The sequence below is a fragment of the Candidatus Photobacterium acropomis genome (assembly GCF_030685555.1).
GTDB classification, from domain to species: Bacteria; Pseudomonadota; Gammaproteobacteria; order Enterobacterales; family Vibrionaceae; genus Photobacterium; species Photobacterium lucens.
In genome coordinates this window covers 944,641-963,436 of the sequence record NZ_CP131608.1, presented here as the reverse complement: position 1 = coordinate 963,436, position 18,796 = coordinate 944,641, and the positions used below count along the sequence as shown (strand labels likewise).

Here is an 18,796-nt window from a genome sequence, read left to right as displayed (position 1 = left end):
TCACTTTTGAAATATAGCGTTTTAACTTCTAGCGAACCTTAAATAGCTTACCTAATTGGCTCAGTTTTGATGGATGATACGACCAACAGTGATCGAACATTTCAAGTAATTCAGGGTTACCATACTTCGACAAATTCACCGCATGAAAACGGTTCTTCTGCGCTTTTAGCTTTTCAACCCTTGTTAACATTTCATCAGGTTGGCTTGGTGCAATAAAGTCCGATAACACCACCAAATCCGCGTTTTTATATTTACCGTCACTCATTAAATCAATAGATTGATCAAGCACAGGTCCCAAGTCCGTACCACCGTGGAAAGAGTAAGATAAGAAGTTAACCACTTCACTCAAACCATCTTGCTTGGTTAGCTCGTAAGTGATTTGCTGAGTCGAGAACATGATCACGTAGCAATCACGCTCATCCGCTAACGCAATCTGCATTAAACCGTAAGCTAAAGCTTTAGCACAGTTCTCAGGAAAACCCGACATAGAGCCTGATGCATCAATACAAACGATAAACGGCCCTTTATCTTGATCAACACGCTTGGTTTGTCGCTTATAAGCTTTAACCTTACGCAGTTTTCGCTGAGTTCCCTGCATCCGATAATTCATTAAGCGTTTATCTGCTAAGTGTTTATAAAACACCACTTCAAGCTCAGGGTATGCCAAGAACATCGCTTCGTTGGGTAGCAGTTTGGCAAGATCATCACTTTCATAAATACCGACGATATCATCAGTGACATTGTCACTTACCTCTTCCACCAGCTTAAATTCTTCTGCTTTTACACGTTCTTTATTGGGATCATCTACCTCACTCGCCATTCGCCCTAACTTCTCTGCAATGTCTTGTAAGCCATTATTCTTTTTCAAGAACTTGGCTATTTTCTTCATTACATCAACATCAGTTTGGGTCAGTTTGGCTTTTGCCATATCCCATAAACGCCCTGCTTTGGTCTCATCACCAGCTTCGGTAACTTCTTCCATTTGCTTTAATGTTTCAATGCGCTGATACATATCTCTCAGCAAGGCTTCTTTATGTTCTTCAATCTCTGATTCTTGCGCTTCAGTTAAAGCATGAGCAATGTACTCATACCATTTATTACAGAAGAATCGTTGGAACATCGGGTTATGTTTTTGATGCTCTTTTGCAACAAGGCTTTTTGCTTTGAAGTAAAACGAAGATTGCCCTTCAAGTTTTTTTACTAACTCGTCAGCATGTTCGATGAAATAGTCTTGATCCCACTTACAGGCTTGCTGATACAGTTCAATCTCGTCATGAAACCGCTCTTCCACTGTCCCTTTTGCGGTTTGCCGGATCATCTGTCCACGCCATTTCATGACTTGGTTTTTCATGGCGGTTTTAATGCCGGGACTTTGCTCTGCTGCCATTAATAGTTGCGGTCTTACCATGACCTCGTGCACAGCGCTATCAATGATGCCCGACTCAGCGAGCATCATTGCAAAGTTTAATCCTTCAGAGACTGGCATACGCTATTCTCCTCTTTCCATGCTTAATATCAGCTTGGCTTGTTCTATTGTTACTAAACACACTGATTATCAAACACTATTTAGCAAAATATTCAGAAAGATGGTTTATGCGGAAAGCACTTTTCTCAACTAAGCCTTTAAGCTCAGTTACTTTATCTGCTGCATCACTGATACTTTGTTCAATTAGCGCAGGAAATGAATCATTAATAAAGTTATGTGGTAGTGCACCGTGGAACTGGGAGCGACACTTCATAATGCTATGCTCAGCATCCACAATCTTCGCCATGGCGCTATCTACAGCTTGCTGCCATGTTTGTTGCATGCTCTCGGTAATGCCTTTATTACCCGCAATCCCTACCAGTACAGCACGATTGGCAATATCTTTGATGGTTAAGCGATTCTGCGCATCAATTTCAAACTGTAAACGACACAGATGGGTATTCTTATTAACAAAACCGTAGATATCGCATTTGCCGGTGCGGATCTTCTTATCAAATTCATCACCATCCACATAAACCCAACGGCTATCGCCCGGCTCTTGCTCAGAAACTGATGGGTTCTGTTGCAGCATCACTAATTTGATCATGCGTGGATTGTTATTAACGTTAAAACGAGCAGCTGTAGCAAAGTTATACTTAAACCACTCTTTACGCATGGTGCTTTCTTTGGTGAAGGTAATCGCAAGTTTCTCTGCTACATCATCGTTAATAGTGTTAATGATGGTTTCTGCTTCATTGGCATCTAACGCAGATTCTTTTTGATTAAACGCATACTCAGCCGCAAACTTATCAACGATATTACAGATCACGTTGCGTGATTCTGGGCTATGCCATAAACAATCTTGTAGCAGTAATAAATCAAGTGGGTTGATTTCATCTCGACCATTAAAGAAAGCGCTGGCTTTTAATAAGCGTACTGATTTCTTCCAACGACGATCTGAAATGTAAAGCTCATTGTCGCTATCAATCACATCACCTTGGTTCACTTTGTTTTCAACCATGGATTTCAATTGATAGATTTGCTCAAAAATCGCTTCACTTAACTGAACATCATCAATGTGCTGCTGCCAGTTAATGTATTCCTCATCTTTAATCGTAAGACTTGGATCGATTTCTTGTAACGTTGGGCCTTCGCCCATCAACATGGCTTTAAAGTTTTTCTTCTCTTGAATACGGTTAACAAACACACGAACTAACATACGATCGTATAGGGCGTCTAAACCGCTATCTTCATCTGGTAATTCGTTAGATGCCGTGATCAACAAGCGCATTGGTACAGGCAGCACATCTTGACCATTTTTGAATGTGCGCTCGTTCACCACTGTTAATAAGGTATTAAGAATAGCAGGACCAGCTTTCCAAATTTCATCAAGGAAAACCACTTGTGCAGTCGGTAGATAGCCATCAGTTAAACGTACATATTTACCGTTATCTTTTAATTCTTGAATAGATAGAGGACCGAATACTTCTTCCGGCGTTGAGAAACGCGTCATCAAGTAATCAAAGAATTTACTGTCATCAAAAGCTTGGATAAGACGTTTCGCAATTAAACTTTTAGCAATACCAGGAGGACCTAGTAGAAAAACACTTTCCCCTGCTAATGCAGCTAGCAAACACAGCTTTATCACTTCTTCGCGTTCGTAAACGCCATTTGAAAGCCCTTTGATCAGTTTTTGAATACGTTCAGATAAAATTGCTTTATTCGGAGTTGTTGCTGTTGTTGCCATTGTGAGCATAAAACCAACCTTGTTTGTAAACCCTACTTACGCTTTAACTGCGTCTATATCACTGAGAGCACAGCTCTACTTTTAATGTTATATCTATAAAACGACTTTATCATTGTAACAAGTTGATTCAAAATTTTATCTTGTAATCACTCACTTATTAGCCATATAGATTCATATACTTAACGTTTTTTAGTGACTATTCCTAGCTTAAATTTGACTTTATACCTCTTTGATTCTGTGTCCTATTCACAAGATTGTCACAATATTGAAATAAGATACAGCGCGAAATAATTAAGCTCATGGAGTAAAAAATGCTTAAAACAATAATTAGCCTGCTGACATTAGGGCTATGTGTCACTTCAGCAACTGTACAAGCTAAAGAAACAGTTACTGTTGCAGGATCGACTTCAGTTAGCCACATAATGGATGTGCTAGCTGATACCTATTCATTAACCCACCAAAACACAACTATTGCGATCCAAGGAACAGGTTCGACCGCTGGAATCACTGCTGTAAAACAAGGTGCAGCTGAAATTGGCATGAGCTCTCGTATTATTGAACCATCAGAGCTTGACGGTAACTACAAAACCGTCACCATTGCTCATGATGGTATCGCGCTAGTAGTAAATAAAGATAACCCTGTGTCTAACTTAACTCACCAACAAGTGATGGATATTTACCAAGGTAAGATCACTAACTGGAAATCAATTAACGGTCATGATTTAGACATGGCTGTCGTTAGCCGTGAAAATGCCTCAGGCTCCCGCTTTTCGTTTGAACACTTTATGGGGTTAACCAAGAAAGTTTCTGAATTTACTGTTTCAGACATTAGCCCACGTGTTTTAGTGGTTAGCACTAATGGCATGGTGAAAAGCTTAGTTTCTCGTAATAAACATGCGATTGGCTATGTATCACTGGGATCTGTTGATGATTCTGTTAAAGCAGTTTCTTACGATAATGTTTTCCCAACCATTGAAAAAATTGAGTCAGGTGAATATAAGATCGCTCGCCCATTCCTGCTGATGTTCAAAGAGAGCAAACTAGACAAAGATGCGCAGCAATTCATTAAATTCGTATTATCAAATCAAGCACAAACCATTATTCGTGATAAAGGTTATGTCTCTATTGATGAGAATGTATAACAACGCAGCGAGTCTCTAGCTGACAAAATAAAAGGCGAACAGCAATGACATTCAGTCAACTGTTCGCCTTTTTATATTGATATATAAACTACTTCACAACAGGGTAACGTTCGTTAGCGCCCCATTCAGTCCATGAACCATCATAAACAGTGAGCACTTTACGGCCAATGCGATGTGCAGCCAACGCTAAAATACAAGCGGTAATGCCGGAACCACAGCTAAAAATCAAACGCTGATCGGGACGAGAAATACCATCAAACTTGGTTTGAATATCGGCTAATTCAATAAAATGTCCATCATTCAGCAACTCTGCAAAAGGCAAGTTCTTCGCATTAGGCATATGACCACTGCGGATCCCTGCTCGTGGCTCTTTTACTGAACCAAGAAAACGGGCTCTTGGGCGAGCATCAATGACAGCAACACTATCATCTGCTAATAACTGATTTAAACCATCAGCATCAATCACCCACTCAGGCTGTAGCTCTGCATTAAAGGCTGTTGGCATAATAGTAGGTAATTCGCCTGACTCAGTGTTATAACCAGCTGCAATCCAAGCTGGTAGACCACCATCCAGTACAGAAACTTTATTGTGCCCCATCGCTTTAAACATCCACCAGCCACGTGCTGATGAAAACATGCCTAAACTATCGTAAACCACGATATGGGTATTATTACTGATCCCTAGCTTGCTAACTTCATTAGCAAATTGCTCAGCCGATGGCAGCATATGAGGTAAATCAGTATTAGGTGCTGCCAGCCTTTCATTAATATCAAAAAAGCGAGCACCTTGAATACGCTTATCAATAAGCTCTTGCTCTGCGTTACGATCAACGCCTGGCATAAACGAGCTAGCATCTAATACAACAAGATCTTGCTGTGCGTCACTCGCATGTACTTGATTTTCTAATGCTTGGTGTAACCATTGTACCGAGACTAAATCTTCATGCTGATTAGGTAACGACATTGCTGATCCTTATTATCTTTAAATAACTAACTCGTTTATTTTACTACTTAATCAACAGTTTGTACTAACACAGACAAGCCATCACTTTGCCAATCATTGTTTTCAACCATGCTAACAATGTCATCATGGTTATATAGTGTACCGTCATAGACTACAACGATACTGGTATCACCAGATTGCAAGAAATGCGTTTCACCATAAGGAGTGTAGCGTGTGGCACCAATACTGATAATGGCTTGTTTCGGATGATCAGCAACATTCAATAATGCTTTAATATTTTCTGTTGGACCAACATCTTGCTGATAGTTCATACGCTCAACAACCCAATCAAGCAACTTCTGGTGGAAGTAGCTATAACCAATAATAGGGCTATCTTCACCATAGGTATGCAACTGACCGTTATGTTGATGGAAACTGGCGATACGGTAACGATCTAAAATGCCATCTTGCTCAAACGTATCAATATCAATCAGAGTTTGTGAAATTCCCTTACTGTTCGTACCCCAGTTCTTTTTCTCACTAATTTTGTTCGCATTAGGCTTACGAATAGAACAATCGTTATAAGCGGCAAATTGACGTGGAATTAAAGCTGCAACGTTAATATCGCCATCAATAGATGGTGTATATTCAATATCACAAATCAACGCCACTTCTGGTTCAATTTGCAGATTATAAGCATCATTGGGTGGCGTAATGTTAGTCGATGATAATGGATACACCGTCAGAAATGAATCGACATTAGAAGGCAGATAAAAAGGAAAAATCGCTTTGGGTTGAACAGCTTCTTTTACTTCAACTTTTAAGAAATCAGCCGCTTCCCCAGCTTGTTCAAGATGACCCGCAAAATTGCCAGCAACCCCGAAACCAATACAAGACTTAAACATATCTCATCCATTAAATAATAAAATTATCCATATTTTAAAGGCTTCAACACATCGAAACTGTAATCAACCTTGCATTATCATGTATCAAAATTAATACAAATTCACTTTTATGCGATCAATATCTTATATCAAGTCATTTTATTGACACTTATAGCTACGCTTAAAGAAACATCAGTTCAAGGCGGAGCTGCATATGACAGTACAATTTGGGGTAAAATTCATCTTCTGCACGTTTTTCTTTTTTATTGGTTCTTATTCCTTCGCATATACTCATTCTCAACCTGTTGCCAAAGCCATAAATGGCACTGAAGTAACACAGTATGCCCCTCTACTAATGCCGTGGCAGGCTGCATTGAAACAAAAAAATTATGACAGCGTCAGCTGTGGTGCTGTAGTGATCAGTGAATATTGGTTATTGACTGCCGCGCACTGTAATACTTCCGATATTGATGATGTTGTAATTGCAGGTACCAGCTTAATTGAAGACGGTAACTTCAATAACTTAGACGAGCGCTTCTTTTTTAATGTCGTTAAGCGGATCAGTCATCCCGACTATAATGAAAAAAATTTCCTGAATGATATTGCGATAATTCGTGTCGAACGCTCTCTATTTGATGTGGCACAGCCGATTAAAATCGTAACCCACGATGAGCAGATAATGGCTGATCTTAACTTCGATAATTCATGGATAACAAATGCCGATTCCCCCGTCACAGCAATTGCTTCTGGCTGGGGAGACACATTAGAAGAAGGCTACCCAACTACATTACAATTAATTACTTTAGCGGGTGTGCCCGACGATCAGTGTGTCGGGCTTAATATTGACGATCAATACATGGTTTGTGCTGATTCTAATATCAACGGCCTGATCAAAGATGTATGTAGTGGCGATTCTGGTGGGCCACTTATTTGGCAAAATGCACAAGCGATTGCTAATAGTGATTTAGGGATCAGACTTATCGGTGTCACGAGCAACGGCGCCAAATGCTCATCACGAAGCAGTAACCCTGAAAATCAATACAATCAACTGACGGGTCAATATACCCAAGTTTCTACTTATCGCACTTGGATCGAAAATCAAATTCAAGCATATGACAACAACCCTGATTTCTCCCTCGATGATGACTCTCTACAACCAAACATACTAGTTGATCCCTTCTCTGTTGCGAAAGAAGACTCTATCAATAGAGACACTGCACAAGCAGTTGTCACTGTTGCAGCAGAACAAAATGGTGGTGGTGCTATCACATGGTTCAGTATATTAATTGGATTAATTGCTGTAAGTTGGCGCCAAAATCAAAGCAAAAGCTATTAACCTTCGTACATGTCCAGATAGGCTTGCTCTTAGTGATCTTTTCGTGATACTAAAAGATCAGTTTATAAACATTTAGTTACTATAAGCGCACGCATTTTGCGAGCCTTTATATTGGACATCGAAATGGATTTTTTCCCAGTATTTCTCAAATTAAGCCATAAAAAAGTGCTTGTTATTGGTGGTGGTGAAGTGGCTTGCCGTAAGGTTGATTTACTTCTTAAAGCCAATGCTAATATCACTCTTGTTTCACCACAATTACACCCACATCTTGCCGCGCTTTTGGAAAATGGGCAATTTACTTACATCCAAGCAGAATACGACAAATCGCAAATTACAGATTTTGATCAAGTTTGGGCTACAACGGATGTTAAAGCCCTTAACCATCAGGTTTATCATGACGCTAATGCATTGCAAATTTGGACCAACGTCGTTGATGATCCTGATTTTTGTGACTTCATTACACCATCCATGATTGATCGCTCACCCATTCAAGTTGCGGTATCGAGTGGTGGCGCATCCCCAGTTCTGGTGCGCTATATTCGTGAACAACTGGAAACTCAACTTCCACAAAACCTCAGCTTACTTGCTAGTTTTTCAGGTCAGCAACGTGGGCGTATTAAGCAACACTATAAAACGGTTGATGAGCGTCGTAAGTTTTGGGAGCGTTTCTTCCGCTCACCTGCCGTTGAAGCAGCAACAACTACAGAACAACTGGAACAGATTTTCACTGAGTTATTAGAAAACCATGAAGATACAGGTGCGAATCTATATTTAATTGAAACAGGTAACGATCCTGAGTTGTTAACAATTAAAGCATTACGTTTAATGCAACAGTCTGAATTTGTCCTTTATCCTGAAGATAAGAATGATATTTTCGTTGATCTATGCCGCCGTGATGCCGACCGAGAAAGTTATCAATACACCAAGCTTGTTGAACGAGTAGAAGCACTGCTAGCAGAAGGGTTACGTGTTTGTGTATTGGCACCTAAAGATCAGCATCGTCCAACATTGAAGAAACTTTGCACGGAACGAAATGGCATCTTTGTTCCCAGCCACGGATAAGCTAAGTACCCCTTAGCTAGCTATAAAATAAAAGCCGCTGATATAACACTTAATATCAGCGGCTTTACTCAATCCAAACCGTATTAATCTGAAATAGCTTGTCGCTCAGTATCTGCAGTTTTTTTTTCGGCTAATTTAGCATGAAGCCATAAACCCGTGCTTTTCATTAAATAGCCAAACACCACGCCCAATACTAAAGATGGCACCACTAGCTGCCAATTACCATTCGCTGCAAATGTTGCACATGAACCAATGAAGGTACCAGGAATAAAAGATAACCAAGACTTTTTCGCTTGTACACACATCATAAATGCAACAATAGCAGTGACAACGTAACCGATAATATCAAGACTGACCATTGACGACAGCTTAATGATCACCATTGCCCAAAACACACCACTAAGATTAGTTGCGATGCTCAAGCCAACGCCCTTAATGCCATCACGCTGAAGAGCAAAATATGTCGTACAGCCTAGAAATCCGCCCCAGCTTAATAAGCCGAGTGATACTGCAATCCATCCCCAGATCCCAGATAAAATTCCGGTAGTTATAGCAATCGCAACAAGTACAGACATAATTTTACTCTTAACAACACCTAATATGTTGCTAAGTGTAACGTATGATTAAGAGGAATTAATCAACAAAGATCACAGAGAGTAAAAGTTATTACACTTGTAATCATTTTATGTGTGATTCTAATCATGTATATATTTTCATTTAAAATAATCAAATGTCAGTGATTCGTTAATAATGCTCAGTCACTAAACAATCACCGTAATATCAATAAGTAAAAGTAGATTATAAATTGCGGATAAAACTCACTATGGTAATTTAATTGCCTTACCTAATGTTACTCGGAGCACCGTCATGGGACCTTTAATGCTTGATGTATCAAGTTACGAACTTGATGCAGAAGAACGCGAAATTATTCAACATCCTACCGTTGGTGGCATCATCTTTTTCGCACGTAATTATGACAACCGTGAACAACTTCGTGCGTTAGTAAAAGACATTCGTAAAACCGCTAAACGCCCTCTTCTGATCGGTGTAGACCAAGAAGGTGGTCGTGTTCAACGCTTCCGTGAAGGCTTTACACAACTACCACCAGCCCGTGCATTTGCCGCATCAGAAAATGGTGAAGCCCTAGCAAAGCAAGGTGGTTGGTTAATGGCAGCTGAACTATTAGCCATGGATATTGATATCAGTTTCGCCCCTGTACTTGATCTGGGCTACGACTGTAAAGCCATTGGTGATCGTGCTTTTTCTGATAATCCGCAAGAAATTATTCGCCATGCAAGCCAGTTTATCCAAGGTATGGCGCAAGCAGGTATGGCTGCAACGGGTAAACACTTCCCAGGTCATGGCGGTGTAATTGCCGATTCTCACTTAGAAACACCTTATGATTCTCGTGACAATATCAAACAACATGATATGACAGTATTTAAACATCTTATCGAGAACAATTTACTGCAAGGCATGATGCCAGCACACGTTGTATTTGATGCTTATGATGAAAAACCAGCAAGTGGATCTGAATACTGGTTAAAACAAGTCTTGCGTAAAGAGCTTGGTTACCAAGGTGTGATCTTCTCTGATGATCTTAATATGAAAGGTGCTGACGTATTAGGCAGTTACAGTGAACGTGCTGTGGCAGCACAGGAAGCTGGTTGTGACATGGTAATGTTATGTAATAACCGTGAAGGTGCTGTGCAAGCCCTTGATGGCCTACCTCAAACACAGGTTCCTATTTTAGAAACGCTACTGAAAAAACCATCAGGTGAGTACAGCGATCTGATTAACACGCGTATGTGGCAAGAAACACAAGCAACCATTTCTCGCTTAGCTCAAGAGTGGAAAGAGAAAAACGCTTAATCAAAGCTAGTACACTAAAGCCGACATCATGTCGGCTTTGTTATTTAAATCAACCTGACTAAATGCAAGTTAAACGCAGATTCAAGATCGGCAGAAGTACACTAGATCGATAAGTAACAAAGTAGTGAAATATACGATAACCAACTTTGTTGTAATTGAATATCTTTCGCTTTGATTTGCTTTAACTCATTGTTTTTTATTTTATCTATTAACATAGTAATCACGTCAAATAAGAGTACACCATTCACTTTAGCCACAAGATCTCACTAATTAATCAATATGCTGTGACGTTGTTGAATTTCTTGGTTATACAAAGAGAACTCTTCAGCATCCATTGGCATACCAAAGTAATAACCTTGCTGTAGGTAGACATCACGTTCTAGTAGATACAGAGATTGCTCTTTGGTTTCGACGCCTTCAGCTATCATCTCCATCCCCGCTTGTTTACCAAAGGCTATAATCGAGTCAAGTAATGACAATTTGATGTCAGTGGTACCGATATTTTCAACAAACATCTTATCGATTTTTAAGCTGCGTAAGTTAAGCTCTTGAATATAGCTAAAACCGCCATAGCCTGTTCCCGCATCATCTAGTTTAATATCAATCCCTTGAGATTTAAGATATTCAATGACTTCAGAGGCAATTGTTAGATTCTCAAACTGCTTTCGTTCTGTAATTTCAAATGCTACCTGTTTAACCGAGATCTTCGAGTTGGAAAATAACTGCAATGAGTTATTCATCAACTCTAAGTTTTCTAGTTGTTGTGGTACGAGGTTTATACTGATCACTCGATTAGTTAATTGCCAATTAATAATGCTGAGATCTTTTATGGTTTTCTCTATCAACAAATTAGTAATTGGAATTATCTGACCACTTTTTTCAACATAAGGAATAAACTCCATCGGTGATATTAGCCCTGCTCCTTTCTTCTTCCATCGAGCTAAAACCTCACAGCCATAAAGCTCATTGGTTTTTACATTGACGATCGGTTGATAATAAGGAATGAATTCACGTTTAGTGATCCCTCGCTGTACTAATGCATGTAAAGATAAACGACGACGTATTAATGAACGACGTAATAAAATTAAAAATGCAGCAGTTGAACACCCTAATAAAAATAAGGGCATTCGTAACTCTTGACATATTTTATCGATAAACTCAGGTTTTATATAACTAGAAAGACGTAAACCGTTAGGTAATACAACCTGATAAATTGGCTCTTTAGAATAAAGTTTTATATCGCCCTGCCATGCAAAGTTTTCATTTTGATCACTTGTAGTAACGGAAGTTAATACACAATCAGAGCAATATTTATTTCTTAATATTTCTTCAACTATTGGCTCTAAAGAAACAACTAACTCACCTTTTTCTCCTTTCCAATGCACTTCAAATATTCGCTGTAAGCTATCTTTTTTAGAAGAAAGCCATAACGACATATTATTACCATAACTGCTTATTTTCGTTGAGTCTAAGCCATGTAGGTTTTGTTGCTCTTGATAACTAGAACATGAGGTTTGACCTGACGGTGTCAATGATATTTTACGGATCAAGTAGTTACTATAAGCAACACGAGTCAATTGAGTACGTTCTTGGTCACTACACGTAAAGTCAAAATTGCGACTCAAGTTGTTTATAAAAACATGATAATCGCCAATGTTTTTAATATATGTTTGTACTAATTCTTCTGTATCTGACTCTATTTTACTTGAAATCTGTTTGGTCGCGAAATATGGCGCTAAGGTAGTAAAACCAAAGCCAATTAATATGACAAAGAACATTAATCCTATGCCTATCTGCCCTGAGAATCGCATCAAAAGAATATCTGTAATACTCTTTGTGATTTTTTCGCTTTTAATCATCCTGAAAACCATTATTAAAATTACGGTTACTTTTATATAAAGATAAATGTAACATTTTATTTCTATATTAAAGTTAAGATCTAATCGTCACTTAAACAAGACACATTGAAAATTAATTATTGGTATGGATCACAGGTTTTAATATGTAAATTGCATGAATTAAAAATAGAATACATTTATAAATAACAAAAAACACCGTAAATATTATAAATTTAAAATACCAATTACAAATACATTATTTGTTTTACTATTTTACAATAAATATAAATAGATTATTGTTTATTTTTTTGATTGATAATATGTAAGAGAATTAAATAAAGTTTGATAACTATCACATTCATTTATTTGTGAACTTATTCAAACAAATAAAAAAGCGCGTAATACGCGCTTTTGATTAATCAATAGAGATTATAAATAGAATGATGATTATAAGCTTTCCTTGCTATAATCAATATTCTTAGTACATTTTTTTTCTTTCAGAATAATATAAAACGCACCCACAATGAACGCTAATACTAAAGCGGTATCCATGACTCACCTATGTTAAAAATAATGATTTTTACAATGGCTAAAAATTAACTCTTAAAATGCAAAGATAATTTTTAGAACGAAGAAATGATACAAGAATGCATAACTGATTGCATTAAGGTGGTTAATATTTTGTAAACTTCGATAAAAAATTTTAGAAATGTAATAATTTGTTAGCGATTGTTAGGATAATCTCTATTATATAGAGAATTACCCTAATATCTTTACTGCAGAAATTTGAATCTATGCTATAGCCAACGCTCTTGGGCTGTAAAAGTCACAGATAACCACGTTTCACCTAAATCATCTTCTAATTTATCCCAGATAATTTGACGGATACGATCTTGCTGCTTTGTCGTCCATTTATTTTCATCTTTGACTAAGATGTTTATTTCGAGATCATATTGACGACCGATTTTCGCAAAATGATGTGTGTAATCATCAAAATCGTATTTCTCTGACAACTCTGCGATGACTTGATCTACATGCTCTTGGGCACTATCTTGCGGTGCAACGAGTAACACTTCTTTCAAGTTTCTTCTTAGCACTTTGATTGGTAATACCGATGCAGCAATAGAAAGTGTAGTTACAAGAATTGGATCGACGTAAGCATTCCATTTTGAATACCCCATCGCATCAAATATCACGACTAAAATAAAGCCAACCAATATAGCGGCACTCAAGATGGCATCTACCAGCCATTCTTGGGAGTCAACACGCACTAGTTCAGAATCGACGCTTCTTGCAATGTATGTCTCAAAGAAGTAGATCGAAAAACAACTTACTGTAGAAAGTACTGCATAAATAATCGCGTCTCCCAATACAATGTCATGGCCACCATGCATGATTGTTTGTACGCCAGTAATAAATGCAAATAAACAGGTGATTAAAATCAGTAAGCCGTTTACTACGTTTATGAGTGGTTCAAAATGGGCATAACCAAATTGAAATTGTTCATCATCGGGCTTTGATACCAAGTATGCGGTGTAAAGACTTAGCCCAGTCATCCCCATACTTAAGAAAGAAAACATACCATCAAGTAGAATGGCATTAGAACCTACATATAAGCCATATCCGATACCAAGCGAGGCAACAAAAATAGTACCCGCTAACGATATCTTCAGAGCCATTCTCTCTTTACTAATTTTACGGCATGTAGCCATAATATCCTCCTAGTTTTTACTTAAAATGTTATGTAACTATCCGTCACATTTATGTAATTACGATTAAAATTGCACCTATATTTAATAATATAGATACTAATACAATACCATTAAAAGTGGTTTTAGGAAAAATTTTGATATTTATTCAGCATTAAATAATGCTAATTACATTCCTTTAAAAACTAATTTAGTTTTGTTTACTGGTGAGGCCAAACTTAAAGAAATGCAGGTAAGAGATTAATTTAAAAGGAGTTAGCGATAATTTTCCCATCGTCCTAATACAAAATATCGCTATCATGGGAGAGGCTACTACTACGGGTTTTCTCTGACTAGTTCTAAACGTTCAACATCACTGTAAAACGACACCATTTTCACTCTGCTTAAGTCAAATTCGAAGCTACTTTTATCGCACATGGTTTGCTTATCAATATCAAGCTTAGTTCGGTTGCGCTGTTGCTTATTATACGAAGAGATATACTGCCCTTTGATGTACTCGCATCGTGCTAACTTTTCGCACGCTTGATAGGTTTGCAAGTTCAGCATTTCCCAATGGTCATTAAATTGTGACAACGCAACATGTAATTCTTTATAGTTTTGCTCACTGATAAAACCTTTGAGCTCTTTTACTTTTTGATATTGCTTATCAAGAAATGAATTAAAGAAATGTGATTGGCTTTTCGCCTGCAAATCACTACATTGCTTGTCGACAAATTGTAAACCTTCTTTATCCGATGAATTAGCGATATCAATACTTGAACAAGCAACAATGAAAAATGATGCGATGATAATTGAGGTTGGCTTCATAACATGTCCATTATCAAATCTACATGTATAAATTATTACTCAAAAGTTCATCTTATGTTTTAGACATTATATTTATCTTATATGTAAGACACTTATCGCTTGTTAGTTATGATGTAAAAACAAAAAAGCAGCGGTTTACCCACTGCTTTTATTCCCAATCAGCACTGATTTATTGTGCTTTAAAAATTTGCGCTGTTTCTAATTGTGTCATACGGCGGATCTGACGCCACACGAAGTAGAAGATACCCATCATCATTATCATGGATGGAATGGCAATCATTGGATAACTCAATAGTGTTAGTCGACCTAACTCTTCATTAAACGCTTCTGTTCCTGATTTACTGGTTACAATTACGGTAGCCAAGATGTAGTTCATTACTGAAGAAAACAGAAAAGTACTTGCAAACATATAATTAGATTGCGTTAAACAACGATCAAACAAATGCTCGTTATTATTCTCTTTAAGACGTTCATTAATTAGCCCTAAATTTAATACGCTATCATTAAGTACTAATTTACGCACAACCGGAAACTTAGTGAAAGTTGAACCAAAGACCACGATACCAATTAAGCCAGGAATCAACGCTTCTTTGATGGCTAACCATTTAGTATCTAGCTCTAATAAACCAATACCACCCGTTAAAAGCACACTGACAATACCGAGTAAGGCAATGAAATTATATTTTTTATAACGAACAAGCTCATAACCACCGAAAGCAACAGGAAATGCTAACGCAACAAGCAAGCCCCCTACTGCACCTAATTGCTCTTCACCACTGAATTTCATTAAGATCACTGAAGGCACAATAACGTTAAAAACAATTTCACTTAACGGATTCGATTTCTTTTCAGCCATGTCTGACGCCACTTCCTTTGTTTACATTTATTTTACGTTGTCTCTTTGCATTGTTCCGTTTCTCTACAACACTGTAAAGAGCTATATGGTTACAAACCATTAAATTTTTAACCAACAAAAGGAATAACGCATGCTTGATATCCACAATTCCGTGTTGGTTGTGATTGACATTCAAGGCAACCTTGCACACTTAATGCATAAAAAAGATGACTTCTTTCATCATGCTGAAATCATGGTCAAAGGCGCTGAACTATTTGATATACCCACACTTTGGCTTGAACAATTACCAGATAAATTAGGGGCAACTATTCCACAAATCGCCGCCCCTTTACAGCAACAAGGTTTTACACCTATTGCAAAAGAGACATTTAGTGCCTTTCAAAATATCAGTTTCCTTGAACAGCTTCAGTTAAAACAACGTAAATCCATTATAATTATAGGTATTGAAGCACATATTTGTGTCTATCAAACGGTGATCGATCTTATTGCAGATGGTTACCACGTCACCGTAGTCAGTGATGCGATTAGTTCTCGAACGGAAGAGAATAAGCTTGTTGCGATAAATAAAATGCAACGTGCGGGAGCACAAATTAGCTCAACTGAAATGTTGTTATTTGAATTACAACGTGTGGCGAGTGGTGGGCGTTTCAAAGCCCTGCTAAAGCTCATTAAATAGTAATAAAAAGGCCTTAAACACACTTTAAAAACTAAGGTGTATGTAAGGCCTTTATTATATCAATTCGCTAAAAGAGAATAACTACATAGATAGCGCTGCTGTTATGCTTGCGAGACTCATTACAGTCGTACTTAAAAACATCATAGCAGCAACAGGTTTGCTTTTTGTCACTAGCGGCATTAACCATAAACCTACAGCGATTAACAACGAGCCAATGCTAACGGCTCGCAAGATAAAGCCAGCAATAGCACCTTGTTCAGCTTGCTGTACTAACTCGCCGATGCCGTTAATATTAGCTATAACAGCAATCAGTGCTAATACCGCCCCACATAAAGGCAACACACGGTTTAACGCAGTGAGTTTATGCTCTGCTTTTACTAACATGCTGTGTGCCAAAAGCGCACCACCTAAAAGTACTGCCAAGATAAACTGCACAACCACTTGTAGCTGAACAGCATGTGCTAACACACCGTCAATAAAATAACATCCACCCCAAACTACAATAATAATAAGGAACAATTTTCGCCACTTATCACTACCGACCAGCTGCTTTTCACAGAACCAATATGTAATTGTCAGAATAATAAAGCTCAGCGCAAAAAAGGTCTCTAAACCAAAACTTGATACGCTATTCACTCCGCCGAACATCAGCGTTCCTTCACGTAACAACATTGCGATGATCAATAACACCCAAATAATAGGTAATGTTTTTAATACCCTGTCACTTTGACCAAAACATAATTTTCCAGTCAGCATAATGCCGCCTAAAATGATGAATGCGCCAATAGAAAACTGTGTTAATACCTGAGAAATGATAAATGGCCAGTCAGTCCACTGCATTGATGACTCCTGTACTGCATGAGAGTGCTGCCAATTCCCTAATAATTGATTTGATAGCACAATAATTGATAAGGGCGCTATTTTGCAGAAAAGCCAGATTAAGTGCAAAGAAAAGGGATAGTAATTCACTATCCCTTTTCTTCATTTAAATACCTACTTACCTTAACGAATTAATCTAATGATCGACTCTTGAGTATCCATAACGTCAGCACCATAGCCAGCGCAGCAATACCAGCCATAGTAAGATAAGTTAAATTAAACCCATGCTGCAAAATCAGCACATCGACTTTTTGTGATATATCAGCGGTTGGTACTTGGCTGTGAAAAACAGTGGAGCAAATAGCAACACCAATGGCTCCGCCTAATTCACGTCCAAAACTAAACATCGACATTCCAATGCCTCTATCTTTTGGCGGTAACACATGCTGAACAACAACACTCAATGCTGGCAAAGTAAAACCTAATCCAAGCCCAGCAAACACTAAAGATAGATGAACGCTCCACCCCATATATAATTGCACTAAAGCCCCCGTAGCCAAACCAAAACCAATCACGGCTACGCGCTTATATAAGCCTGACTTTGCGATGTATTTACCGGAAAAATACGCTCCAGTTGTGATACTAAACATAAAATAAACCATGATCAGGCCACTTTGTGACACTGTCACGCCCTGTTGCCATTGCATCTGTAACGGTAAATAAACTAATACAGCAAACATCAAAAGTTGTGAGCACATGATCAAAAAAACGCTTATTGCATATCCTGATAACCTCACCAGCTTATAAGGCAAAATTGGATCGGCAACCCGTGACTCAACAATCACGAGCAATAGAGAAAAAACACATAACATCCCAACTAATAATATTTTAGAAAAATGCGATTCAGGTGAGATCACTAGTAATAACAGCGTAGTAACAACCATAAGCAGCATCGCACCGATCCAATCAAAGCGGCTCTTTCGTCTAATATTTAGATGACTTAAGTTCTTATTTATCAACCAAACAGCTAACAAACCGAGCGGAATATTGATCCAGAAAACCCAACGCCAACTCAATTGCTCAGTAAAAAAGCCACCTAGTAATGGACCTGCGATACTCGAAACGGCATAAACCGCTGAAATATAGCCTTGGTATTTACCCACTTCCTTTGCCGGAATCGTGTCTGCTATCACTGTAAACGCAAGCGCAATTAAGCCTCCGCCACCAATCCCTTGTAGTACACGTGCTGCAATCAACATATTTATGTCTTGCGATAACCCACATGCAATAGCACCCAAGACAAACAGTACAATGCTGACATTAAGCATTCTTACCCGACCAAACAGATCACTTAGCTTTCCATATAGCGGTAACACTGCGGTAGAAGCGAGTAAATAAGCCGTAACAACCCAGGTCAAAAGCTCACCTGCTTGTAATTCTTGCCCAATCATAGGTAAAGGGGTCGTAACAATACTTTTTTCTAATGAGCCTAACGCTATTACTAACGCTACACTGCCAAAAATCGTTTTAGGGGTAGTCATATCTCTCTCCTTCCCCTATAAGATACTGTATCTGCACTATTGTTGAAATAAAGTGATGATTTGTATGTTAATTACTATACAATCGAACGCCTTGCTATA

At 38.2% G+C, this 18,796-nt stretch carries 16 protein-coding genes; 5 read left to right on the top strand and 11 right to left on the bottom strand.

From position 1 onward, the window contains the following. Positions 1-28: 28 nt before the first annotated feature. Both viaA and Q7657_RS04300 read right to left on the bottom strand, forming a co-directional pair. Positions 29-1,486, bottom strand: a complete 1,458-nt coding sequence (gene viaA, locus Q7657_RS04305; protein WP_107165745.1) for an ATPase RavA stimulator ViaA — start codon at positions 1,484-1,486, stop codon at positions 29-31. A gap of 76 nt (positions 1,487-1,562) precedes the next feature. Beyond that, complete coding sequence (locus tag Q7657_RS04300; protein ID WP_107165744.1) at positions 1,563-3,221, bottom strand: ATPase RavA domain-containing protein; 1,659 nt, start codon at positions 3,219-3,221, stop codon at positions 1,563-1,565. A gap of 302 nt (positions 3,222-3,523) precedes the next feature. Here Q7657_RS04300 and Q7657_RS04295 point away from each other — a divergent pair, with 302 nt between their 5' ends. Next, positions 3,524-4,354, top strand: a complete 831-nt coding sequence (locus tag Q7657_RS04295; protein ID WP_107165743.1) for a phosphate ABC transporter substrate-binding protein — start codon at positions 3,524-3,526, stop codon at positions 4,352-4,354. Between the two features lie 88 nt (positions 4,355-4,442). Here Q7657_RS04295 and Q7657_RS04290 read toward each other — a convergent pair whose 3' ends face one another. Beyond that, a complete protein-coding gene (locus Q7657_RS04290) occupies positions 4,443-5,318 on the bottom strand; it encodes a sulfurtransferase (RefSeq protein ID WP_107165742.1) in 876 nt (291 codons plus the stop codon). 47 nt (positions 5,319-5,365) lie between these two features. Then, positions 5,366-6,202, bottom strand: a complete 837-nt coding sequence (locus Q7657_RS04285) for a DUF5718 family protein (RefSeq protein WP_107165741.1) — start codon at positions 6,200-6,202, stop codon at positions 5,366-5,368. A 193-nt stretch (positions 6,203-6,395) separates the two neighbouring features. Here Q7657_RS04285 and Q7657_RS04280 point away from each other — a divergent pair, with 193 nt between their 5' ends. Together Q7657_RS04280 and Q7657_RS04275 are read left to right on the top strand one after the other, a co-directional pair. Continuing rightward, entirely contained in the window at positions 6,396-7,517 is a 1,122-nt protein-coding gene (locus Q7657_RS04280) for a S1 family peptidase (protein ID WP_107165740.1), read from the top strand. A gap of 123 nt (positions 7,518-7,640) precedes the next feature. Then, on the top strand, positions 7,641-8,579 hold the full coding sequence (locus Q7657_RS04275; RefSeq protein ID WP_107165739.1) for a siroheme synthase: 939 nt from the start codon (positions 7,641-7,643) through the stop codon (positions 8,577-8,579). Positions 8,580-8,662: 83 nt separating this feature from the next. Here the strand turns inward: Q7657_RS04275 and Q7657_RS04270 are convergent, their stop codons facing one another. Beyond that, entirely contained in the window at positions 8,663-9,154 is a 492-nt protein-coding gene (locus Q7657_RS04270; RefSeq protein ID WP_107165738.1) for a DUF1097 domain-containing protein, read from the bottom strand. Positions 9,155-9,446: 292 nt separating this feature from the next. Here Q7657_RS04270 and nagZ point away from each other — a divergent pair, with 292 nt between their 5' ends. Beyond that, a complete protein-coding gene (gene nagZ, locus Q7657_RS04265; RefSeq protein ID WP_107165737.1) occupies positions 9,447-10,451 on the top strand; it encodes a beta-N-acetylhexosaminidase in 1,005 nt (334 codons plus the stop codon). A gap of 266 nt (positions 10,452-10,717) precedes the next feature. Here nagZ and Q7657_RS04260 read toward each other — a convergent pair whose 3' ends face one another. From Q7657_RS04260 to Q7657_RS04245, 4 genes are all read right to left on the bottom strand, one after another. Next, on the bottom strand, positions 10,718-12,310 hold the full coding sequence (locus Q7657_RS04260; RefSeq protein ID WP_107165736.1) for an EAL domain-containing protein: 1,593 nt from the start codon (positions 12,308-12,310) through the stop codon (positions 10,718-10,720). 776 nt (positions 12,311-13,086) lie between these two features. Next, on the bottom strand, positions 13,087-14,001 hold the full coding sequence (locus Q7657_RS04255; protein ID WP_107165735.1) for a cation diffusion facilitator family transporter: 915 nt from the start codon (positions 13,999-14,001) through the stop codon (positions 13,087-13,089). Positions 14,002-14,313: 312 nt separating this feature from the next. Then, the gene (locus Q7657_RS04250; protein ID WP_053989016.1) at positions 14,314-14,805 is read right to left on the bottom strand and encodes a hypothetical protein; all 492 of its coding nucleotides are present in this window, start codon (positions 14,803-14,805) and stop codon (positions 14,314-14,316) included. A 169-nt stretch (positions 14,806-14,974) separates the two neighbouring features. Further along, a complete protein-coding gene (locus Q7657_RS04245) occupies positions 14,975-15,661 on the bottom strand; it encodes a VC0807 family protein (protein ID WP_053989015.1) in 687 nt (228 codons plus the stop codon). A gap of 130 nt (positions 15,662-15,791) precedes the next feature. Here Q7657_RS04245 and Q7657_RS04240 point away from each other — a divergent pair, with 130 nt between their 5' ends. Beyond that, complete coding sequence (locus Q7657_RS04240) at positions 15,792-16,337, top strand: isochorismatase family protein (RefSeq protein WP_107165734.1); 546 nt, start codon at positions 15,792-15,794, stop codon at positions 16,335-16,337. Between the two features lie 81 nt (positions 16,338-16,418). Here the strand turns inward: Q7657_RS04240 and Q7657_RS04235 are convergent, their stop codons facing one another. Together Q7657_RS04235 and Q7657_RS04230 are read right to left on the bottom strand one after the other, a co-directional pair. Beyond that, entirely contained in the window at positions 16,419-17,177 is a 759-nt protein-coding gene (locus tag Q7657_RS04235; protein WP_107165733.1) for a DmsC/YnfH family molybdoenzyme membrane anchor subunit, read from the bottom strand. Positions 17,178-17,347: 170 nt separating this feature from the next. Beyond that, complete coding sequence (locus Q7657_RS04230; protein ID WP_107165732.1) at positions 17,348-18,697, bottom strand: MDR family MFS transporter; 1,350 nt, start codon at positions 18,695-18,697, stop codon at positions 17,348-17,350. Between the last annotated feature and the right edge of the window lie 99 nt (positions 18,698-18,796).